The organism is Kitasatospora sp. NPDC088742 (assembly GCF_055584905.1).
On sequence record NZ_JBVJLD010000030.1, the window covers coordinates 25,743 to 47,729 of the forward strand.

The window sequence follows — 21,987 nt, forward strand, 5'->3', positions numbered from 1 at the left end:
CGCCTGTCCCGCTCGCACCCGAGCGGCCCGGCGGGACCGACCCGACACCCACGAGGAGCATCCTGTGAGCACGTCGACCCAGGCGCCGCCCGCCCCGATCGGCGCGGCCGAATTCCGGGACGCCATGGCCCTGTTGGCCGCCCCGATCACCATCGTCACCATGGTGGACCCGACCGGTCGGCGCTGGGGCTTCACCGCCAGCGCCGTCACCTCCGTCTCGATGGAGCCCCCGCTGCTGCTGGTCGGGATCGGCCGCACCTCCAGCTGCCACCCGGCGCTCACCACCGCCGACGAGTTCGTGGTCAACCTGCTCGGCGCCGAACACCGGGCCACGGCCCGTGCGTTCGCCGAGCGCGGCATCGACCGCTTCGCCGCGGCCGGCGGCTTCCAGCCCTGGCCGGACTCCGACACCCCCTACCTGCCGGACGCCACCGCGGCCTTCCGCTGCCGCCGGGCGGACGTCCTGGCCGCCGGTGACCACGACCTGGTCCTCGGCGAACTCGTCGGGATCCACACCGGGAGCGCCGCCGACCCGTTGCTCTGGTACCGCCGCGGCTTCCACACCCCCGGGGCAGCCTGACCGGGCCCGGTGTTCCGGCCGGCACCGCCTGACCTTGGGACCGCCGGCTCCGGGGTCGAACCGCCACGGGTCGCGGGTGAACCGGCGTAGCCTTCGGTCATGGCAGAGATCAAGGCCGTGCGGGCCGCGAAGCCGAGGAAGCCGGAGTCGCACCTGGCGATGGTGCGCCGAGCCCGGAAGATCAACCGGGCGCTGGCGGAGGAGTATCCGTACGCGCATCCGGAGTTGGACTTCGAGAACCCCTTCGAGCTGCTGGTGGCGACGGTGCTGTCGGCGCAGACCACCGACCTGAGGGTGAATCAGACGACTCCGGCGCTGTTCGCCAAGTACCCGACGCCGGAGGACATGGCGGCGGCGGTCCCGGAGGAGCTGGAGGAGATCATCCGGCCGACGGGGTTCTTCCGCTCCAAGGCCAAGTCGCTGATCGGGCTGTCGATCGCGCTGCGGGACGGCTTCGGCGGCGAGGTGCCGGGCCGGCTGGAGGACCTGGTCACGCTGCCGGGCGTCGGCCGCAAGACCGCCAACGTGGTGCTGGGGAACGTCTTCGGCGTCCCCGGGATCACCGTGGACACCCACTTCGGGCGGCTGGCCCGGCGGTTCGGCTGGACCGCGGACGAGGACCCGGTGAAGGTCGAGGCCACCGTGGCGGAGATCTTCCCGAAGTCGGAGTGGACGATGCTCTCGCACCGGGTGGTCTTCCACGGCCGCCGGATCTGCCACGCCCGCCGTCCGGCCTGCGGCGCCTGCCCGATCACGGCGCTCTGCCCCTCGTACGGGGTCGGCGAGACCGATCCGGAGAAGGCCGCGAAGTTGCTGAAGTACGAGAAGGGTGGCCAGCCGGGCCAGCGGCTGCGGCCTCCGGCCGACTACCCTGGCGAACCCGCCCGTCCGGCGGGTCGGGTGGCCGTGGGGGAGGCGGAGGCGGAGTGACCGGGCGTCAGATGGTGCGGGTGGAGCGGGACGGGCTGCCGGAGTGGCTGGTGCCGGTGCGCGAGGCGGCGGAGACCGTCCGGCCGGAGCAGCTGAGCCGCTTCCTGCCGCCGACCGAGGGCGGCAGGGCGTCGGCGGTGCTGGTGCTGTTCGGTGACGGACCGTCGGGGCCCGACCTGCTGCTGATCGAGCGGGCCAGGGCGCTGCGCTCGCACGCCGGGCAGCCCTCCTTCCCCGGCGGCGCGCTGGACCCGGAGGACGGTGACCCACGGGGCGACGGGCCGGTGGCGGCCGCGCTGCGCGAGGCCGAGGAGGAGACCGGCCTCGACCCGAGCGGGGTGCAGGTCTTCGCCATCCTGCCCGCGCTCTACATCCCGGTGAGCGACTTCGTGGTGACCCCGGTGCTGGGGTGGTGGCGGCGGGAGACGCCGGTCGCCCCGGTGGACCTGGCCGAGACCGGCGCGGTGTTCCGGGTGCCGATCACCGAGCTGACCGATCCGGCCAACCGGGCCCGCCTGCGGCACCCCTCCGGGCACGTCGGCCCGGCCTTCGAGGTGGCGGGGCGGCTCGTCTGGGGGTTCACGGCCGGGGTGATCGACCGGGTGCTGCACTACAGCGGTCTGGAGCGGGAGTGGGACAGCTCCCGCACTCTCAGCCTCTGACGGTGGGTCACGTCAAGCCGCGGGCGGCTGTGCCTTCGTCCTCGCCTTCGTCCTCGGCTCCGTCCTCGGCTTTGTCCGGGCCTTCGGCCATTCGGGCGGCGGCCCGTGGGAGGGTAGCCGGGTGAACGTCCTGGATCTTCTGCTGATCGTCGCCGCGCTGGGCTTCGCCGTGACCGGCTACCGGCAGGGCTTCGTGGTCGGCGTGCTGTCGGTGCTCGGCTTCCTGGGCGGCGGTCTGATCGCCGTCCAGCTGCTGCCGCTGCTGCTGCGCCACCTGGACCCCGGCACGGTGGCCTCGGTGGTCGCGGTGCTGGTGGTGATCGTCTTCGCGGCGGTCGGCCAGGCGGTCACCACGCACTTCGGGTGGAAGCTGCGCGGCCACATCGGCCGCCGCCCGGCGCGCACCCTGGACGCGATCGGCGGCTCGGTGGTCAACGTGATCTCGATGCTGCTGGTGGCCTGGCTGATCGGTTCGGCCCTGGCGGGCACCTCGATGCCGACGGTCTCCAAGCAGGTCCGGAGTTCGACGGTGCTCGGCGGGGTGCAGGCGACCCTGCCCGCCTCCGCGCCGAACTGGTTCCGAGACTTCACCCACGCCCTGGCCAGGAACGGTTTTCCCCAGGTCTTCAACCCCTTCGAGCGGGAGCAGATCACCGAGGTCAGCCCGCCCGATCCGGCGCTGGCGGCCAGCCCGGTGGTGACCCGGGCCCGGCAGAGCCTGGTGAAGGTGGTCGGCACCGCCACCGCCTGCGGCAAGACCCTGGAGGGCACCGGCTTCGTCTTCGCCCCGCACCGGGTGATGACCAACGCCCACGTGGTCGGGGGTGTCGACGAGCCGACCGTGCAGATCGGCGGCACCGGCAAGCTCTACGACGCCACCGTGGTCCGCTACGACTGGCAGCGCGACATCGCGGTGCTGGACGTGCCCAAGCTGGACGCCCCCGCGCTGGAGTTCGCCGACGAGGCGAAGAGCAACGACAGCGCGATCGTGGCCGGCTTCCCGGAGAACGGCGCCTTCAACGTCCAGCCCGCCCGCGTGCGCGGCCGGATCAAGGCCACCGGCTCGGACATCTACCACCGCGGCCAGGTGGTCCGGGACATCTACTCGATCCGCTCGCTGGTCCGTCAGGGCAACAGCGGCGGGCCGCTGTTGAGCCCGGAGGGCAAGGTCTTCGGCGTGGTGTTCGCCAAGTCGCTGGACAGCTCGGACACCGGGTACGTGCTGACCGCCGCCGAGGTGCAGAGCGAGGCGGTGGCGGGCGCGTCCGCCACCGGGCGGGTGGACACCGAGGGCTGCGCGCTCTGAGGGGCGGGCGCCCGTAGCGGGCCGCTGTCGGTGACCTCCGCCGTTCCGCGGACAGCGGCTGGTAGCGTCGCCACCGGCTCACCCGTTCGGCGCAACTGCCGTACGGGGAACGGGAGCCGACGACGGATCAGCAGGCCGGGACGACGGAGGACGAACGCCCATGATGGGTCACTCGCACGCGGTCAGCGGGGCGATGCTGTACGCGGGCACCGCACCGTTCCTGGCGCCGATGCTGTTCGACGTCCACCTGGCGCCCGCCGACGTCCTGATGGGCACCGTCCTGGCGGCCGGCGCCGCGCTACTGCCGGACCTCGACCACCACGACGGCACCATCGCCAACTTCCTCGGCCCGGTCTCCAAGCTGCTCTGCCGCTTCGTGGCCTGGGCCTCCGGCGGGCATCGGCACGCCACCCACTCGCTGCTCTTCGTCGCGCTGATGGGCGGCGGCACCTGGGCGGGCATCAGCTACCTGGGCCGCAACTTCACCCTGGGCATGACGTTCTTCCTGCTCGCCCTGGCCATCCGGGCCCTGCGGCTGCACCCGCCCGGCGACGGGCCGACGATGTGGATCACCATCATCGGCCTCTCCGTGCTCGGCACCGCCGGCATGGACACCTGGCTCCCCAGCGCGCCCGGCTGGCTCCCGTACGCGGTCGCCCTCGGCACGCTGGCCCACCTGCTGGGGGACTGCCTCACCAAGAAGGGCGCGCCGCTGCTCTGGCCGCACAAGGAGCGCTACGAGACGGTGCTGATCAAGCGCAGCGGCAACTCGATGGAGACCAAGGTGCTGGTGCCCGTCATGTCGGTGGCCACCTTCGTGCTGCTCTGGTTCACCGCCGTCTCGCCGACGGTCCTCAGCTGAGGCCCTAGGAGACAGCCGCTAGCCCTCGCGGCGCAGGCGCGCCCCGACCCAGCGGGCGCGCCGCCCGAGGATGCGCGGGATGCCCAGCGGGTGCTCGTCCGCGGCCTGGCGTTGGCGGCCGATCCGGCTGTGGCCGTCGTACTCGCGGGGCCAGTCGACGGCTTGGGTCTCGGGGTAGGGGTACTGCGGGCTGTCGGCACGGCGGCGTCGGCGCGCGACAGCTTCGCGATCGGGCATCCAGGTCATACCGGATGGATGCCCCCGGGCCGGGCGGGCTAATCGCTACCGGGCGGTCGCCTGGCCTATGCGATTGTCATATGAACCTGGCGACATGAGACTCCGTCAGGAGGGTCCACCGGCTCCGTCAACCTCCGGACCGATGCCCGCTGCTCCGTCAGGACCGTTGTCAGGTCGGGGTTCCGGCGAGCCCGTCCCGGTGTGCCGGCGTGCGTGCCGGTGCCGGTGCCGGTGCCGGTGCCGGTGCCGGTGTGCCGACGGGTCAGGGCTGGTGCTCGCGCACCCAGGACACCAGCTCCGCCGAGAACTGCTCCGGCGCCTCCTCGTGCGGGTAGTGCCCCACCCCCGGCAGCAGCCGCCAGCGGTACGGCGCCTCGACGTACTCACCGGCGCCCAGCGCGGTGTGGGAGAGCAGCACCGGGTCGGCCGCGCCCTGGACGTGCAGGGTCGGCGCGGTGATCGGGCGCTTCATCCGGCGCGCGAACTGGATGCCGTCCGGGCGGGCCATCGAGCGCAGCAGCCAGCGGTACGGCTCGATCGAGCAGTGCGCGGTGCTGGGGATCTGGATGGCCTGCCGGTAGGCGTGCAGGGCCTCCGGGTCGAGCTGGTTGGGGCCGGTCCAGGCGTCCAGGTACTCGGCCACCAGTGCGCCGTCGTCCGCCACCAGCTTGCGCTCGGGGACCCAGGGGCGCTGGAAGCTCAGGACGTGGTCGAAGGCGGCCATCTGCCGACGGTCCGTCAGCAGCGCCCGGCGCAGGTGGCGCGGGTGCGCGGCGGAGACCACGGTCAGGCTGCGGATCACCGAGGGCCGCATCACGGCCGCCACCCAGGCCAGCGAACCTCCCAGCGCGTGGCCGACCAGGTGGGCCTGCCGCTCGCCCAGCGAACGGATCACGCCGGTGATGTCGAGCGCCAGGTTGCCCGGGTCGTAGCCGCGCGGGGTGCGGTCGCTGCCACCGATCCCGCGCAGGTCCAGCGCCACGGCCCGGAAGCCGGCCTCGGCCAGCGCGGTCAACTGGTGCCGCCAGGCCCACCAGTACTCGGGCCAGCCGTGCACCAGCAGCACCAGCGGGCCCTCGCCGACCTCGGCGATGTGGAACCGGGCACCGTTGGCCGCCAGGTCGCGGTGGCTCCACGGCCCGGCCGAACGCAGCTCCCACGGGGTTTCGGCGATCTCGGTTGCTCTCGTTCCGGGGTTCGGCCTGTTGGCGGTCAGCGACATACCGAGAGCCTGTCACACCCGGCGGCGGAACAGCCGCCCGGCACTCGCTCCGGAGGGCTGACGCCCCGTCACCGGAGCGTGGCCCCGCCGCCGGTGCGACTGCGTCGTCGGTTCAGCGGATGCGGCCGAGGCCCCGGTCGATCTCTTCCTGGGTGGCCGGGCGCGGCCGGGCGTTCTTCAGCACGTCGGCGGTCTTCTGGGCGCCCTCGATGGTGCGGCGCGGCTTCTCGATCCGCTTGAACGAGCGCAGCGCCAGCAGGCCGAGCAGCACGGCCAGCAGCAGGTAGGCGCCGGCCACGATCAGGAACGACCAGCCCAGCGAGAGGCCCAGCGCGTGCAGGCCGAACGCGGCCGCGGCGCTCAGCATCGGGACGGCGGCCAGCGCCACCACGCCCGCCACGATCAGCGAGACGCCGCCGGAGACCCCGCGCTTCACGTCCTGGCGGATCTCGGCCTTGGCCAGCGCGATCTCGTCGTGCACCAGCGCGGAGAGGTCGGCGGTGGCCGCCGCGAACAGCTGGCCCACCGAACGCTCGCCCTCGTAGGGCACCCGGCCGTCGCTGGTCGGGTCTGCGATTCCTGCGGGCATCAGCGGTTCTCCTTCGGCTTGGGCTGCGGTCCTCGGCGTTCGGTACCGACAGCTCTGAATCATGCCCCTACCGGCCAGTCCGGCACCACTCCGGGGCACCCCAGGGGCGACGGCGTGTCACCCGTCAGGGCTCGGAGGGCATCGGACGGACCGTCAGGCGGCTGGGTCTGCCCATCGCCGGGGGTCTGACGCCGAGGGCCTGACGCCGGGGGCCTGACGCCGGGGGCCGCCGGCTGTCGTGACGTCAGCTCGCCTGTTGCTGGTAGACGTCGGGGATGCCGTCGCCGTCGGAGTCCCGGTCCTCCTCCTCGCAGAGGGCGCGGTAGTGCCGGTTCCGGAGCTTGAGCAGCACGGTGGCGACCAGCGCGCAGAGCAGCGAACCGACCAGCACGGCCGCCTTCGCCCGGTCGGCCAGCGCCGGGTCGCCGGGGAAGGCCAGCTCGCTGATCAGCAGGGAGACGGTGAACCCGATCCCGGCCAGCACCGAGACCGCGAACAGGTCGGCCCACTTGAGTTGCGGGTTCAGCTCGGCGCGGGTGAAGCGGGCCGCCAGCCAGGTGCCGCCGAAGATGCCGACGGTCTTGCCGACCAGCAGCCCGAGCACGATGCCGAGCGGCGTCGCCTGGGTGAAGACTTCCTCGAGTGCCGGGCCGGACACCGTCACACCGGCGGCGAAGAGGGCGAACACGGGCACCGCGAAACCGGCCGACAGCGGCCGCACCAGGTGCTCGATGTGCTCGCCGGGGGAGACCTTCTCGCCCTCCTCGCGGTGGCAGCGCAGGATCAGACCCATCGCCACACCGGCCACCGTGGCGTGCACCCCGCTCTCGTGCATCAGCGCCCAGATCGCCACGCCCAACGGGACGAACAGGTACCAGCCGCGCACCCCGCGACGGTGCAGGAACCAGAACAGCACCAGCCCGGCGAAGGAGAGCCCGAGCGCCCAGAACTTGATGCCCGAGCTGTAGAACACCGCGATGATCAGGATCGCGATCAGGTCGTCCACCACGGCCAGGGTGAGCAGGAACGCCCGCAGCGCGGACGGGAGGTGACTGCCCACCACGGCCAGCACGCCGAGCGCGAAGGCGATGTCCGTGGCGGTCGGGATCGCCCAGCCGGACGGGTGTCCGCCGGCCCCCGCGTTGGCCAGGGTGTAGACCACCGCGGGCAGCGCAACGCCGCAGACCGCCGCCACCACCGGCAGCGCGGCCGCCGCGGGATTGCGCAGCTCACCGGCCACGAACTCGCGCTTCAGCTCGATCCCGGCCACGAAGAAGAAGATCGTCAGCAGGCCGTCCTTGGCCCAGGCGTCGAGCGAGAGGTCGAGGTGGAGCGGGGCGGACGGCCCGATGGTGAACTCCTTGACGCTCTCGTAGGCGTCCGGCCAGACGTTCGCCCAGACGAGGGCGGCGGTCGCGGCCAACAGGAGGAGGACGCCGCCGACGGTCTCGGTGCGCAGGGCGTCTGCGATGTACGTCCGCTCGGGGAGCGAGAGCCTGCCGAGGAACTGACGGCGGGGCGGGGCGGGCGGCGGCGTGGCCACGGCTGTGGACCTCCAGGGCGGGGCGGCGGTGGGCCCACGGCTGTGGACACACGGGTGGTGTGGTGCCGACCAGACTTCCCGGCGCGCCTCAGAGATCTTGTTGTGTTTTTGACAGCTTATCGGGCTCGGTCCGGGAACCCTGAGGCGGCGTCCGGTTTGCCTATTTTATGAACGTGGCCGCCTTCCGCCCGCGCGCTCACGGCGCCCGCCGTGCGCTCGCTCGAATGGCCGCAGCGTCGTGCGACGCTCCCGGGGCGTTCCTATGGTCGGGGCAGTGTGCCGCCCAGAACGGGCGCCAGCTCGTCCCCCCGGGAGCACGTGATGGTCAGTCAGCAGCCCACCCCCATACCCGCGCCGCCCGCGCCGCCGTCCTCCTCGCCGTCCACCTCGGCGCTCTCCCCCGAGCTCGCCCAGCTGCTCCGGCCGCTGTTCAGCGGGGCGGCACCGGGCGGCGGCATCGCCGTCGCCGTCATCCGGGGCGGCGAGCGGACGGTGGTCTGCCGGGGCTACGCCGACCGCTCAGCCTCCCGCCCGGTCCGGGCCGACACCCGCTTCGCCCTCGGCTCCGTCACCAAGACCTTCACCGGACTCCTGCTCGCCGAGATGGTGGCCCGGGGCGAGGTCCGCTACGAGGACCCGATCGACCGCTACCTCCCGGCCGACTCGCTCCCCGGCTACCCGCAGGAGCGCCCGATCACCCTGCTCCACCTCGCCACCCACACCTCCGGACTGCCCAGGCTCCCGGTCGGCCTCACCCCGGCCGCGGTACCGCGCTGGTTCACCGACCCGTACGCGAGCTTCAGCCGCCCGCACCTGCTCCGGGCGCTGCCCCGGACACCCGTGCGCGGCATGCCGGGCGCGCAGTACCGCTACTCCAGTCTGGGCTGCGGACTGCTCGGCCTGGCCCTGGAGAACGCGGCCGGCCTGCGGTACGAGGAACTGCTGGCGGGCCGGGTCTGCGGTCCGCTCGGTCTGGTCGACACCTCCTGCGCGGAGGACCGCGAACCGTCCTCCGGCTACCGGCGCGGACGCCGGGTCGCCTCCTTCCGCCTGCCGGCCCTGCCCGGCGCGGCGGCCCTCAGCTCGACGCCGGACGACATGCTGCGCTACCTCCAGGCCCATCTGGCGGTGGACGCGGTACCGATCCCGGAGCGCGGTGGTGCGGCGGCGGCGCTGCGCTCGGCCCTGCGGGAGGTCCGGCTGCCCCGGGTGGAGCGGCGGCGGGGCAGTGGGGGGAGGGGCGGGGTGCGGATCGCCCTGACGTGGAACCAGCGACCGGTGGAGGACGGCGAGTTGCTCTACCACGCGGGCTCGACCGGCTCGGCCCGCGGCCGGGTCGGGCGGGGCGACAGCGCCGGGAGCGGAGCGCCCTCGGCGGTCTTCGCGGGCTTCAACCCGGTGGCCCAGGTGGGGCTGGTGGCGATGGCCAGCACCCTGCCGGGGCTGCGGCGGCGCTTCACCCAGACCGCGTACGGGACGCTGCGCCGCCTGGCGGGGTAGTGGGCGGCGGGGCTGCGGGGGCCGCTGGGCCGCCGTGCCGTGGCCGTGCCGTGGCCGTGTGGCGGTCCTGGTGGTGCCCGGTGCCACGGGCACCACCAGGACCTGCTCCGCTGCCGGGGCGGGGCCCTGGCGGAGCGTCAGCTCGTTGCGACGGCCGGCCGGTTGACGGTCGACCGCCGGGGCCGCTCGCCGACGGTCAGCCCTGGTCGTTGGCCGGGAGCTGGGACTGGATGGTGTTCATCACCGAGGCGTCGGCGAGGGTGGTGGTGTCACCGACCTCGCGGCCCTCGGCGATGTCGCGGAGCAGACGGCGCATGATCTTGCCGGAGCGGGTCTTCGGCAGCTCGCTGACCACCTTGATCTGCTTCGGCTTGGCGATCGGGCCGAGGGTCTTGCCGACGTGGTTGCGCAGCTCGGCGACCAGCTCCTCGCTCTCGGTGGCGGTGCCGCGCAGGATCACGAACGCGACGATCGCCTGGCCGGTGGTGGCGTCGGTGGCGCCGACCACGGCGGACTCGGCCACGGCCGGGTGGCCGACCAGGGCGGACTCGACCTCGGTGGTGGAGATGTTGTGGCCGGAGACCAGCATCACGTCGTCGACGCGGCCGAGCAGCCAGATGTCGCCGTCCTCGTCCTTCTTGGCGCCGTCACCCGCGAAGTAGCGGCCCTCGAACCGCGACCAGTAGGTGTCGATGTAGCGCTGGTCGTCGCCCCAGATGGTGCGGAGCATCGACGGCCACGGCTCGGTCAGGACGAGGTAGCCGCCGGAGCCGTTGGGCACCTCGCGGGCCTCGTCGTCGACGACGGTGGCCGCGATGCCCGGGAGGGCGCGCTGGGCAGAGCCCGGCTTGGTCTCGGTGACGCCCGGCAGGGGGCTGATCATCATCGCGCCGGTCTCGGTCTGCCACCAGGTGTCGACGATCGGGGTCCTGCCCGCGCCGATGTGGTCGCGGTACCAGACCCAGGCCTCGGGGTTGATCGGCTCGCCGACGCTGCCCAGCACCCGCAGGCTCGACAGGTCGAACTTGGCGGGGATGTCGTCGCCCCACTTCATGAAGGTGCGGATCGCGGTCGGCGCCGTGTAGAGGATGGTGACGCCGTACTTCTGCACGATCTCCCAGAACCGGCCTTGGTGCGGGGTGTCCGGGGTGCCCTCGTAGATGACCTGGGTGGCGCCGTTGGCGAGGGGGCCGTAGACGATGTAGGAGTGGCCGGTGACCCAGCCGATGTCCGCGGTGCACCAGTAGACGTCGGTCTCCGGCTTGAGGTCGAAGACCGCGTGGTGGGTGTAGGCGGCCTGGGTCAGGTAGCCGCCGGAGGTGTGCAGGATGCCCTTGGGCTTACCCGTGGTGCCGGAGGTGTAGAGGATGAAGAGCGGGTGCTCCGCGTCGTGCGCCTCGGGGGTGTGCTCGGTGGACTGACGCTCCACCAGCTCGTGCCACCAGAAGTCGCGGCCCTCGGTCCACTCGACGTCCTGGCCGGTGCGGCGGATGACCAGGACCTTCTCGACGCCCTCGACCTTGGTGAGGGCCTCGTCGATGGCCGGCTTCAGCGCGGACGGCTTGCCGCGGCGGTAGCCGCCGTCGGCGGTGATGACCACCTTGGCGTCGGCGTCGGTGATCCGGGAGGCGACGGCGTCGGCCGAGAAGCCGCCGAAGACCACCGAGTGGGTGGCGCCGATCCGGGCGCAGGCGAGGATCGCGACGACCGCCTCGGCGATCATCGGGAGGTAGACCGCGACCCGGTCGCCCTTGCGGACGCCGAGCTCCAGCAGCGCGTTGGCGGCCTGCGAGACCTCGTCCTTGAGCTGGGCGTAGGTGATGGAGCGGGAGTCGCCCGGCTCGCCCTCGAAGTGGATCGCGACCCGGTCGCCGTTGCCGGCCTCGACGTGCCGGTCCACGCAGTTGTACGCCACGTTGAGCTTGCCGTCGGCGAACCACTTGGCGAACGGCGGGTTCGACCAGTCCAGGGTCTCGGTGGGCTCGACCGCCCAGCTGAGCCGACGGGCCTGCTCGGCCCAGAAGCCGAGCCGGTCCTCGGAGGCCTGCGCGTACGCGGCCGCGGTGACGTTCGCGTTGGCCGCCAACTCCGCGGGCGGCGCGAAGCGACGCTCCTCCTTGAGCAGGTTGGCCAGGCTCTCGTTGCTCAACGCGCACTCCTCATCGAGTCTCAATGCTGCGGGGAACCCCGTGCGGAGGGATTGTCCCGTGTGTCCCAGCGCACAGCTCACCAGGCGAACCGGCATGTTGACAAGAGGCGCCCGATAATTGGTGTAGACCTTTGGCCGGCATGTGACCAGGGGATGGACGCCAGGTGCGGGGGATCCCGGGCGGGGTGAGGGGCTACGGGCCTCCTGCCTGCGGTGGGCGACTGTGGTGGATTGCTGCGGTGGGCGCCGCCGGTGGATGGCTGTGGTGGGTGGCCCTGGGGCGGGAGTGCCGCCCGGGGCACATCGGCACAGGCTCCGTCAGATGGCGGCGGAACCGAATGGGGTGAGGCTGCGGAAGGCATTGACGGCTCGTCAGACTGGTACTCCACTGTCAGGGCGGACGGGGCCCGGCCGGCACTGGGTCGGCCGCTCCCCACCGTGGCAGGGGGACAGCCATGCCCACCGCACCGGTCCCGCCGACCGAGCCCTCCTCCCCGCTCTCCGGCCCCTCACCCGACGGCTCTCCTGACACCCTCACCCTGTCTCCCGAAGCCGCTTCCCCCTCGCTCTCCGAGTCGGCCACCACGACCGAAGTGCGGCCCCTCCCGGGCGACTTCGCGGTGGTCCGGATGGGCGGCCGGGGTGGCCGCGCGATCCGGATCGGCCAGTGGCTCAACGGAGACGGCTTCGCCGACTTCGAGCACGCCTTCGTCCACGTGGGGAACGAGGAGCTGGTCGAGGCTCAGCCGGGCGGAGCCGAGCTCCGCCCCCTCTCGGTCTACTCGGACGGCCGGCCGGTCCGCTGGTCCACCGGCCGAATCCCGCTGACGGACGACCAGCGCCGGGCGATCGTCGCCGCGGCCCTCGGCTACGTCGGCACCCCCTACAGCGTGGCCGACTACGCCGCCCTCGCCGCGCACCGCTTCCACCTCCCGGTCGGCCTGCTGATCAGGGCCTACGTGGCGGACAGCCGCCACATGATCTGCTCCCAACTGGTCGACCAGTGCTACCAGGACGCCGGAGTGCAGCTCTTCTCCGACGGCCGCTGGCCCGGGTACGTGACGCCGGCGGACCTGGCCAACCTCCTGGCCGGGTAGGGGATCCGCCGGGCCCTCCCGGACTCCTGCCGTGTTTCCCTCGCCCCGGGTCGTGCCAGGGGGTGCGCCGGGGCGAGGGCTGGATGGTGACGGACGGAAGGGGGCTCGCGGCCGGGGCTCGCGACCGAGGTGGCCGGTGAGGGAGGCCCGGTGTCGGTGAGGCCGGGACGGTGCGGGGAGGAGAGCGCGAGCGCTCAGGCCGCGAGTGACCTGTCGGCCAGGTCCTCGGGGGAGGGGTGCTCGACGACCACCCGCGGCCGGGTGTCCGACGGGTCGTCAGTCCCCGGCTTTCGATCGGAGACCGGGGCGAAGCGGCCGGTCTCGGGGTCGAGCACGTACGCCTGGGCGTCGGCGAAGTCGAAGTACATCCCGACCAGGCGGAGACTGCCCTCGGCCACCCTCCGTTCCACCGACGGGTGGGCGAGCAACTGGTCCAACTGCTGCACCACGTTGGTGATGCAGAGCTGCTCCGCCTCGTCGCCCACCGGCCGGTGGGCGAACTCGGCCGGTACCCGGCGCAGCCGGGCGAGCGATCCCCGGCCGTTCCGCAGCCAGCGGGTGAGCGGGGTGGGCGGGCCGGACTGCTCGTGCACGCCGTCCAGCAGGGCCTTCATCGCCCCGCAGCCCGAGTGCCCGCAGATGGTGATGGAGCGGACCTCCAGCACCTCGACCGCGTACTGCACGGCGGCGGCGACCGAGTCGTCGGCGGCGCCGGGCTCGTAGGGGGCGGGCACCAGGTTCCCCACGTTCCGCACGGTGAAGAGGTCGCCCGGGCCGCTGCTGGTGATCATGCTGGTGACCAGCCGGGAGTCCGCGCAGGTGAGGAAGAGCTGCGAGGGCGTCTGACCCTCCCGGGCCAGCCGGGCCAGCTCGGGGCGGACCAGCGGGGCGGTGTGCTGCTGGAAACCGCGCACGCCCTCGATCAGGCGCCCGTGCGGATCGTCCTCGGCCTGCTCGATGCAGTGGTGGCCGACCCACGGGGTCCAGGCACGGCAGCGGTGCGGGCCGGGGGAACTGCCCGAGCGCACGGTGCCGTCGGGGTCGAGCACGTCGTCCTCGTGAGGCTCCGTCAGCATCGAGACCCGGCCGCCGCCGGCCTGGTGGCCGGCCCGCCAGGTGTGCATCTCCTCGTAGGCGGCGTGGTCGAGGAAGGAGCCGTCGTGGCGGACCGTCACGGCGACGCCGGGCGGGATCTGGGCCAGCGTCCGGCTGAGCCGGGGCACCACGGCGAAGGTCAGCGGGCCGTGGGTGCGGATGGTGTAGGAGCCGTCGGGCTCGGTCAGCACGTCCACGTGCGCCCTGGTCAGCCGGTGCAGGGCGAGCACGCCCGCCACGGCGCATCCGATCAGCACGCCCAGCGGCACGCCGATCACCACCACGCCGAGCACGGTGACCAGGTAGACCGGGAACTCCCGGTGCCGGTGCACCCGCCGGATGTGCGCGAAGCTGACCATCTGGAGGCCGACCACCAGGACCAGCGCGGCCAGTGCCGCCAGCGGGATGTGCCGGAAGCCGGTGGCCAGGGTCAGCGCGGCGAGCAGGACCCAGACGCCGTGCAGCACGGACGACCATCGACTGGTCGCCCCGGCGCGGATGTTGGCGGTGGAGCGGACCGCGCCGCCGGCCACCGGGAGCCCGCCGAGCAGGCCGGAGACCACGTTGGCGATGCCCTGGCCGCGCAGCTCGCGGTCGAGGTCGATCGGGCCGGGAGCCATCCGGCCGACCGCGACGGCGGAGAGCAGGGACTCCACCCCGGCCACGACCGTCATGGTGAGGGCGGCGGCGAGCAGCGTCGGCCACTGCTGCTCCAGCAGCGAGAGGGAGGGGAGGGCCGCGATGCCGTGCTGCTCCCAGGTGGGGAGCTCGACCTTGGCCAGCGTCAGGCCGAGGGCCGCACTGGTTGCGGTGGCGGCGCCCACCGCGACCAGTGCCGCGGGGATCCTGGTGGCCTTGGCGCCGATCCGCCCGGCCCGGCCGGGGAGGCTGCCCAGCCGAGGCCAGCCGAAGAGCAGGACGGTCGCCAGGGTGCCGACCGCGAGGGCGGGCAGATGGGCGGCGGAGAGCTGACCGGGGAGCGCGATCAGGTTGGCCAGGGCGGCGCTCTGCGGGGATCCGCCCAGCACGACGTGGAGTTGGGCGATGGCGATGGTCAGGCCGACTCCGGCGAGCATGCCGTGCACGATCGCGGGGGAGACGGCGAGCGCCGCGCGGGCCACCTTGAGGGAACCGAGCAGCAACTGGAACAGGCCAGCGGCGACCACGACCGCGCAGGTGAGCTGCCAGCCGAACTGGGTGATCAGCCCGGCCACGACCACGGTCAGCGCGGCGGAGGGACCGGTCACCTGGAGCGGGACGCCGCCGAGTGTGCCGGCCACCAGGCCGCCGACGGCTGCGGCCACCAGGCCAGAGGTCAGCGGAGCGCCGGTGGCCAGCGCGATGCCCAGGGAGAAGGGGACGGCGATCAGGAAGACCACCACGGAGGCCGGGAGGTCCCGCAGGAGGGAGGCGTGCGGGGCGGGGGCCGGGGCCAGGGGCGGCGCGTGGTCGGTGGTGTCGGAGGCGATGGGTGCGGAGGAGATGTCGAGGGTCATGGTTGCCCGTCTTTCCGGGGGAACGAACGCAGTCAGGTCCGGAGTGGTACTCGGGGGATCGGATCGGCTGTCGTGGGTCGCGACGGTGTGGCGGGGATGGTGGTGTCCACCCTTGAACAATCAAGACTCGGTAAACCGAGAGTAATGAGAGCTTCGCACAGCGTAAAATCCAGCGGTAGGGCAGAGCGTTGGATTCACTCGAATGGGGAGTAGTCGAACCACTCGGGAATATGGGAGGGTTCGCGCCACCACGGCCGCGGGCCCGTTCTCGGCGTCGAAGCCGAAGAGGGCGGCCCCCGCGCGGGGCCACCCTCTTCTTCCGGCAGTAGCTCTGACGTGGCGTCAGACGCTCGCGGCGTCCAGTCGATCGGCCTGCGAGGGCCCGAGCAGGAAGCCGCGGTCCACCTGGGTGGCCAGGTCGATGCCGGTCTTGGCGTTGCCCCAGCTCTCCGCGTTCCGCAGGTGGAAGTGGACGGCCTGCTCGGTGTACCGCTGCGGGTCACGGGTGCCGAAAGCCACGTCGGCCTGCTCGTGGAGCAGTTCCAGCACGGCGCGGTTGGCGGGCTCCAGCTCGCGCAGTGCGGGCTCGGCGCCCTGTTCGAGCCGGCGCACCCAGTCCGACTGGCCGAAGCAGGCCAGCAGGTCGTCGCCGGCCTCGCGGCGCAGGAAGGCCAGGTCCTCCGGGCCCTGCACCTTGTTGCCCACCACCCGGAGCGCCACCCCGAAGTCCCGCGCGTACTCCTTGTACTGGCGGTAGACGGAGACGCCCTTCCGGGTCGGCTCGGCGACCAGGAAGGTCAGGTCGAAGCGGGTGAACAGGCCGGAGGCGAAGGAGTCGGACCCGGCGGTCATGTCGGTCACCACGTACTCCTCCCGGCCGTCCTGCAAGTGGTTCAGCAGGAGCTCGACCGCGCCGACCTTGGAGTGGTAGCAGGCCACACCGAGGTCGTCCTCGGTGAACCCGCCCGTCGCCAGCAGGCGCACCGAGCCCTCGTCGAGGGCCACCGGCCGCGCGCAGGCGGCGTAGACCGGGTTCTCCTCGACGATCCGCAGCAGGCGCGAGCCCCGGCCGGGCGGGGTGGTCTTGATCATCTCCTCGGCGGAGCGGATCAGCGGGTTCTCCCCGCGCAGGTACTCCTTGATCTCCGGCAGGTGCGCGCCGAGCGAGGGGAGCGCGGCGGCCTGGTCGTCCGTCAGGCCGAGTGCCGGGCCCAGATGTTGGTTGATGTCGGCGTCGACCGCGATCACCGGGCGTCCCGCCGCGGCGAGGTGGCGGATGAACAGCGCGGACAGCGTGGTCTTGCCGCTGCCGCCCTTGCCCACGAAGGCGATCTTCATCTTGAGGCTCCGGCTCTCGGGCTGACTCTCGGTCTGGCTCTCGGACAGGCTCGGGGCGGATTCTCGGGATCCGCCGTTCTTGGTAACCGTTATCGTCACCGATAGCGCCATGCTAGCGAGGCGGCGGGGACAGGGGAGGGCTGGTCGTACGGATTGCCTCGAACGGGTGATGCCGGGGTTGCTGTGGAGTCCTGGGGGGTGGGTTCATTACCCTCGGGTAGGTGACCACTGGAACTGATCCCCTCGCCCCGCTGGCCGTCCTCCCCGGAGTCCCCGAGGCCGTCGCGGAGGTGCGCAAGGCCGCGGACCGGCTTTACGGGCACCGGGTGATGCGCCGCAGGGCCGCCGAGGTGACCTCGGAGTCGGCCCTGCGCGGCGCCCGGGCCTCTGCCGCGCTGGACGGGGCGGACTGGCCGCTGGAGGAGGTGCGCCGCCGGACCGACTTCGGCGCCGACGAGCAGGCCCGGGTGGTCGGCGGTGCCCTGCGGGTCTCCGCCGAGGTCGGGCAGCTGCTCAGCGTCTGGCGGCACTCGCCGCTCCAAGTGCTGGCCCGGCTGCACCTGCTCGCGGTCGGCGAGGGCACCCCGGCCGACCAGGCCGGCCGTCCGCGCCGCGAGGGCGAGTCGGCCGAGGCGCTCTTCCCGGTCGAGCTCAAGGCGGTCGAGGGGTCTGCGGTGGGCGGCGAGCCGTTCGCCGGCCAGGTGCCGCCCGCGCCCCCCGCCGCCGAGGCGGCCGCCCGGCTGGACCAGCTGGCGCAGTTGCTGGTGGCCCGCGCCGACCGCACCCCGGGGTCGGGTGCGCCGGCCCTGGTGGTGGCCTCCGTGGTCCACGGCGAGCTGCTCGCCCTGCGGCCCTTCGCCTCGCACAACGGCGTCGTGGCGCGCGCGGCCCAGCGCATCGTGCTGATCGCCGAAGGCCTGGACCCGAAGGCGATCTGTCCGGCCGAGGTCGGCCTGGCGGAGCTGGGCACGGCGGCGTACCAGGAGGCGCTGCTGGGCTACTCGAGCGGCACCGCGGAAGGAATGGCGGCCTGGATCACCCACTGCGGGCGGGCGGTACAGCTGGGCGTCCGGGAGAGCACGGCGGTCTGCGAGGCCATGCAGCGCGGGATGGTCTGACCGGGCCGACGGCGGCTCGGCGGGCCGGTGCCGGTCTGACGGAATCTCATCCGACCTGGCGGAGAACGTAGTTGCGGCGGCGCCTGATGGAACCGGGCGCCGCCGCTGGTACAGGTACCGGGTGACCAAAGCATGCACCGTTTAGTGCCCATCAGGTGGGGATCTCATGCCCGTTCACCTGGTGCGGCGGCCCGACAGCGGGTCGGCTGCATGTGGGTGCTCAGTTATCTGTACGCGGTCCGTGGGGCCTTGATGTGCGTTGTCGGTTTGACCTTCTGGAGGTCCTGACCGGGTCTCGCGGGCCGTAAGTCATTTCTACCGCGATTCCGGGCAAAGGGGAACCCGAAACAAGGGCTTCTTTACCCTTTGTCCGTTTTGGCTGACTGTCCGGATCGGCTCAGGCCACCGGGTGCCCACCGCCCGGGCGACGGCGCTTGGCCGCGTACCAGAGCAGTCCGGCGGTCACGGCCGCGGTGCCGAGTGCGACCGCGAGCAGCGCCGGCCGGCTCGGGGCACCGAACTCCGGCAGGCGGCGGCGGAGTTCGACCGGCCGTTCGAAGCGGAGCACCGGCCAGTCGCGGGCCGCGGCCTCCTTGCGCAGGGCCCGGTCCGGGTTGACGGCCGAGGGGTGGCCGACCGCCTCCAGCAGCGGCAGGTCGGTCGAAGAGTCGCTGTACGCGTAGGAGTTGGCCAGGTCGTAGCCTTCGCGGCCGGCCAGCTCGCGGATCGCCTCGGCCTTGGTCTCGGCGTAGGCGTAGTACTCGATCTCGCCGGTGTAGCGGCCGTCCTCGACCTGCAGCCTGGTCGCGATCACGTGGTCGGCGCCCAGGAGTTGGCCGATCGGCTCGACGACCTCGGAGCCGGAGCTGCTGACGATCACCACGTCACGGCCGGCCTGGTGGTGCTGCTCGATCAGCGAGGCGGCCTCGTCGTAGATGATCGGGTCGATCATCCCGTGCAGGGTCTCGGCCACGATCTCGCGGACCTGCTGCACGTTCCAGCCCTTGGTGAGGGCCGAGAGGTACTCGCGCATCCGCTCCATCTGGTCGTGGTCGGCGCCGCCGGCCAGGAACAGGAACTGCGCGTAGGCGCTCTTCAGGACGGCCCGACGGTTGATCAGACCGCCCTGGTAGAACGGGCGGCTGAACGCCAGGGCGCTGGACTTGGCGATGATCGTCTTGTCCAGGTCGAAGAACGCGGCCGTGCGCGTCGCTCCGAACGGGCGGGCCGGCACCGCCGGAGTGGCGGATTCCGGAGCGCGGGCGTCGGCGTCCGGTGCCGGAGCGGGGGCGGAGTTCTCGCCGTGGTCGGCGGTGTCGGCGTTCTCGGTGGTGTCCACGGGATCAGAGGATAGATGGCCGGGTGAAACACCCCGCCATATGGCGTACTCGCGAGCGTCCGGGTTTGTGTTTCTGGGCCTTCGGGTACACCATGGAAGTCACGGATCGTTCGCGACCGTGCTAACCCGGTCCGGCTCCTCCCCCCCGAGTCGGACCGTGGATAGACGACCCCCGCTCTCCCCCCCGGCGGGGGTCGTCGCACGTCCGGGGCCATTTTGCAGGCCTGTCGGGCTCTCGGGGGTGGTTGTGGGGGACCTCTTCCGGGCTTCGGGGCGCATGCCGCCCAAGCTGTCGGCCGATACGACTTCGTCACTCTCTGTGTTGATCCGGAGTCCCGGTTACGTGGGCGCTAAGCAGCCTCCATTGCCACTGTTCGAAAGCTTCCGGATCTTCTCCGTGACGTCGTCCGCGTCAATTCATTGCGCAATCACCCCCCGTGTGAGTGAACCCGGTTATCCACAGCCCCGAGTTGTCCACAGGCAATCGGGCGGGAACTGACGGACCGTTCGTTCACCCGCACCGTGGTGTCCGGTCGGGTTCCGCCCGACCGCACCGCGCCGGGGAGGAAGCCATGTCGACGCCCACCACCGAACGGCCCGCCCTGCCGGGTCCGTTGATCGTCACCGAGGACGAGGCCCTCACGGAGCACCTGCTGAGGCTCTGCGCCGCGGCCGGTACGGACCCGCAGCTGCTCACCGCGGCGCCGCCGCCCCGGAGCCTCTGGGAGAAGGCTCCGCTGGTCCTGGTCGGCGACGACGTGGCCGAGCGCTGCACGGGGCTGACCAGGCGAGCCGGAGTGCTGCTGCTGGGGCTGGACCTCGACGACTCCGACGTCTGGGTCCGCGCGGTCCAACTCGGCGCCGAGCACGTCCTCTTCCTGCCCGACGCACAGGCCTGGCTGCTGGACCGGATCGCCGACGCGGCCGAGGGCGTCGGCACCCCGGCCCTCACCGTGGCGGTGCTGGGCGGCCGGGGCGGAGCCGGCGCCTCCACCCTGGCCTGCGCCCTCGCCGTCACGGCCGCCCGCTCGGGGCACCGCACCATGCTGATCGACGCGGACCCGCTGGGCGGTGGGCTGGACGTGCTGCTCGGGGGCGAGGAGGCCAGCGGCCTGCGCTGGCCCGATCTGGCCGGATCCCGGGGCCGGGTCAGCGGCACCGAGCTGGCCAAGGCGCTGCCGGCCCTGCACCGGCTGACGGCACTGTCCTGGGACCGCGGGGACACCCTCGCCGTTCCTCCGGAGGCCATGCGCAGCGTGCTGGCAGCCGCACGGCGGCGGGGCGGCCTGGTGGTGCTCGACCTGCCGCGCCACCTCGACCCGGCCGCCGGGCAGGCCCTCGAACAGTCCGACACCGGGCTGCTGGTGGTGCCCGCCGAGCTGCGCGCGATGGCGGCGGCCGACCGGGTCGCGGCCGCCGCCCGGATGAGGCTCGACGACCTGCGAGCCGTGGTCCGGGTGCCGGGCCCGGCCGGGCTGACGGGGGCGGAGGTGGCCCGCGGGCTCCGCATGCGGCTGGCGGGAGAGCTGCCGCCCGAGCCGGGCCTGACGGTGGACGTCGAGCGGGGATCCCCGCCTGGCATACGCGAGCGGGGCCCGCTGGCCCGGTTCTGCGCACGTTTCCTGGCCGAGGCCGTGCCGCCCGTCCAGACAGTCGAAGGAGGAGCACAGTGACGGATCGTCAGAGTGATGCGCAGTGGCCCGGCGAGGCGGCTTCGGGGCGGGGACGAACGCCCGGGGCAGACGGCCGGGGTTTCGGATCCGGCCCGCTGCGGCGGCCGTTGATCGGGCGTCAGCGCACGGGCCCCGGAGACGGGCCTTCCGCCAGTGGCCTCCGCAGCGGTGCGGGCGGGCCCTCGGCCCCGCGGCGGCCGACCGACGACAGGGCGGCCGCGCTGATCGACGCGGTCAGGATCCGACTGGCCGAGGCCGGTGCCGCGCCCACCGCCGGGTCGGTGGCGGCTGCACTGCGGGCCGCACGGCCGCCCCTGGGCGGGGACGACGTCCTGGACGCGGTCAGGGTGCTGCGCTCCGAGCTCGTCGGTGCCGGGCCGCTGGACGGGCTGCTCCGCGAGCCGGAGGTGACGGACGTGCTGGTCAACGGACCTGACGAGGTGTGGGTCGACCGGGGAGCGGGGCTGCACCGGGTCCCGGAGGTCCGCTTCACCGACGCCGAGGCGGTGCGGCGACTGGCCCACCGGCTCGCCACGGCGACGGGTCGGCGGCTCGACGACGCCCGGCCCTGGGTCGACGCCCGCCTGCCGGACGGCACCCGGTTGCACGCCGTACTGCCGCCGATCGCGGCCGGCTGCACCCACATCTCGCTCCGCATCTGCCGCACCCGCCCGTTCACCCTGGACGAGTTGGTGGCCGGTGGAGCGCTGGCCCCGGTCGGCGCCGAGCTGCTCACCGCCGTGCTGAGGGCCCGGCTCTCCCTGCTGATCTCCGGCGGGACGGGCACCGGGAAGACCACCCTCCTCGCCGCCCTGCTCGGTCTGGTCGGGCCCGAGGAGCGGATCGTGCTCGCCGAGGACTCGGCGGAGCTCCGTCCCGACCACCCGCACGTGGTGCGGCTCCAGAGCCGTCCGCCGAACCAGGAGGGCCTCGGCGAGCTGACCCTCAAGGACCTGGTCCGTCAGGCCTTGCGGATGCGGCCCGACCGGGTGGTGGTTGGCGAGGTCCGGGGCGAGGAGGTGGTCGATCTGCTCTCCGCGCTCAACACCGGCCACGAGGGCGGTTGTCGGGCGGCATTCAATCGTTCAGTAGCGCGGTGAATAGTTCAGTGACTGTTCAGTGGCGCGTTCAATCGTTCAGTCGCCTGCTGTCGGGAAGTAGCTGTAGTTCGGCGCGGATGATGGCGTCGGAGGGCCTCCGCCCGGCTGCTTGATCGTTTGTGCCACCATCTACTCCAGTTCGGCGGGAGGG

General features: G+C 72.8%; 17 protein-coding genes and 1 pseudogene. 10 read left to right on the top strand and 8 right to left on the bottom strand.

Features of this window, described 5'->3' with window-relative positions:
- Positions 1 to 64 precede the first annotated feature (64 nt).
- The 5 genes from ACZ6ZR_RS22980 (at position 65) to ACZ6ZR_RS23000 (ending at position 4,340) form a co-directional block, all read left to right on the top strand.
- Complete coding sequence (locus ACZ6ZR_RS22980) at positions 65 to 580, top strand: flavin reductase family protein (protein ID WP_465645095.1); 516 nt, start codon at positions 65 to 67, stop codon at positions 578 to 580.
- 99 nt (positions 581 to 679) lie between these two features.
- The gene (nth, locus tag ACZ6ZR_RS22985; protein WP_465645097.1) at positions 680 to 1,510 is read left to right on the top strand and encodes an endonuclease III; all 831 of its coding nucleotides are present in this window, start codon (positions 680 to 682) and stop codon (positions 1,508 to 1,510) included.
- An 11-nt stretch (positions 1,511 to 1,521) separates the two neighbouring features.
- On the top strand, positions 1,522 to 2,172 hold the full coding sequence (locus tag ACZ6ZR_RS22990) for an NUDIX hydrolase (protein WP_465645210.1): 651 nt from the start codon (positions 1,522 to 1,524) through the stop codon (positions 2,170 to 2,172).
- A gap of 121 nt (positions 2,173 to 2,293) precedes the next feature.
- Positions 2,294 to 3,478, top strand: a complete 1,185-nt coding sequence (locus tag ACZ6ZR_RS22995) for a MarP family serine protease (RefSeq protein WP_465645099.1) — start codon at positions 2,294 to 2,296, stop codon at positions 3,476 to 3,478.
- Between the two features lie 160 nt (positions 3,479 to 3,638).
- The gene (locus ACZ6ZR_RS23000; RefSeq protein WP_465645100.1) at positions 3,639 to 4,340 is read left to right on the top strand and encodes a metal-dependent hydrolase; all 702 of its coding nucleotides are present in this window, start codon (positions 3,639 to 3,641) and stop codon (positions 4,338 to 4,340) included.
- An 18-nt stretch (positions 4,341 to 4,358) separates the two neighbouring features.
- Here ACZ6ZR_RS23000 and ACZ6ZR_RS23005 read toward each other — a convergent pair whose 3' ends face one another.
- The 4 genes from ACZ6ZR_RS23005 to nhaA all read right to left on the bottom strand — a co-directional run bounded on the left by ACZ6ZR_RS23005 (position 4,359) and on the right by nhaA (position 7,931).
- A complete protein-coding gene (locus tag ACZ6ZR_RS23005) occupies positions 4,359 to 4,577 on the bottom strand; it encodes a hypothetical protein (RefSeq protein ID WP_465645102.1) in 219 nt (72 codons plus the stop codon).
- 262 nt (positions 4,578 to 4,839) lie between these two features.
- Complete coding sequence (locus ACZ6ZR_RS23010; protein WP_465645104.1) at positions 4,840 to 5,799, bottom strand: alpha/beta fold hydrolase; 960 nt, start codon at positions 5,797 to 5,799, stop codon at positions 4,840 to 4,842.
- A 112-nt stretch (positions 5,800 to 5,911) separates the two neighbouring features.
- On the bottom strand, positions 5,912 to 6,388 hold the full coding sequence (locus ACZ6ZR_RS23015; protein ID WP_465645106.1) for a phage holin family protein: 477 nt from the start codon (positions 6,386 to 6,388) through the stop codon (positions 5,912 to 5,914).
- 244 nt (positions 6,389 to 6,632) lie between these two features.
- Positions 6,633 to 7,931, bottom strand: coding sequence for a Na+/H+ antiporter NhaA (nhaA, locus tag ACZ6ZR_RS23020; protein WP_465645108.1), 1,299 nt, complete (start codon positions 7,929 to 7,931; stop codon positions 6,633 to 6,635).
- A gap of 321 nt (positions 7,932 to 8,252) precedes the next feature.
- Between nhaA and ACZ6ZR_RS23025 the strand changes: the two genes are divergently transcribed.
- Entirely contained in the window at positions 8,253 to 9,431 is a 1,179-nt protein-coding gene (locus ACZ6ZR_RS23025; protein WP_465645110.1) for a serine hydrolase domain-containing protein, read from the top strand.
- A gap of 196 nt (positions 9,432 to 9,627) precedes the next feature.
- Here the strand turns inward: ACZ6ZR_RS23025 and acs are convergent, their stop codons facing one another.
- Positions 9,628 to 11,580: an acetate--CoA ligase gene (gene acs, locus ACZ6ZR_RS23030; protein WP_465645112.1), complete on the bottom strand. Its 1,953-nt coding sequence runs from the start codon at positions 11,578 to 11,580 to the stop codon at positions 9,628 to 9,630.
- A gap of 455 nt (positions 11,581 to 12,035) precedes the next feature.
- Here acs and ACZ6ZR_RS23035 point away from each other — a divergent pair, with 455 nt between their 5' ends.
- Complete coding sequence (locus ACZ6ZR_RS23035; protein WP_465645113.1) at positions 12,036 to 12,677, top strand: hypothetical protein; 642 nt, start codon at positions 12,036 to 12,038, stop codon at positions 12,675 to 12,677.
- A 194-nt stretch (positions 12,678 to 12,871) separates the two neighbouring features.
- On the opposite strand, the gene ACZ6ZR_RS23040 is transcribed toward ACZ6ZR_RS23035, so the two are convergent.
- Positions 12,872 to 15,268, bottom strand: a complete 2,397-nt coding sequence (locus tag ACZ6ZR_RS23040) for a SulP family inorganic anion transporter (RefSeq protein ID WP_465645115.1) — start codon at positions 15,266 to 15,268, stop codon at positions 12,872 to 12,874.
- A gap of 342 nt (positions 15,269 to 15,610) precedes the next feature.
- Positions 15,611 to 16,606, bottom strand: a complete 996-nt coding sequence (locus ACZ6ZR_RS23045) for an ATP-binding protein (protein WP_465645117.1) — start codon at positions 16,604 to 16,606, stop codon at positions 15,611 to 15,613.
- Between the two features lie 221 nt (positions 16,607 to 16,827).
- On the opposite strand from ACZ6ZR_RS23045, the gene ACZ6ZR_RS23050 reads away from it, so the two are divergent.
- Positions 16,828 to 17,724, top strand: a complete 897-nt coding sequence (locus ACZ6ZR_RS23050; RefSeq protein WP_465645119.1) for a Fic family protein — start codon at positions 16,828 to 16,830, stop codon at positions 17,722 to 17,724.
- Between the two features lie 397 nt (positions 17,725 to 18,121).
- On the opposite strand, the gene ACZ6ZR_RS23055 is transcribed toward ACZ6ZR_RS23050, so the two are convergent.
- Positions 18,122 to 18,958, bottom strand: a complete 837-nt coding sequence (locus ACZ6ZR_RS23055) for an HAD family hydrolase (RefSeq protein ID WP_465645211.1) — start codon at positions 18,956 to 18,958, stop codon at positions 18,122 to 18,124.
- Between the two features lie 677 nt (positions 18,959 to 19,635).
- Between ACZ6ZR_RS23055 and ssd the strand changes: the two genes are divergently transcribed.
- Positions 19,636 to 20,736, top strand: a complete 1,101-nt coding sequence (gene ssd, locus ACZ6ZR_RS23060) for a septum site-determining protein Ssd (protein WP_465645121.1) — start codon at positions 19,636 to 19,638, stop codon at positions 20,734 to 20,736.
- Positions 20,737 to 20,957: 221 nt separating this feature from the next.
- Positions 20,958 to 21,803: pseudogene (locus tag ACZ6ZR_RS23065) on the top strand (TadA family conjugal transfer-associated ATPase); the annotation flags it as partial.
- Positions 21,804 to 21,987 lie beyond the last annotated feature (184 nt).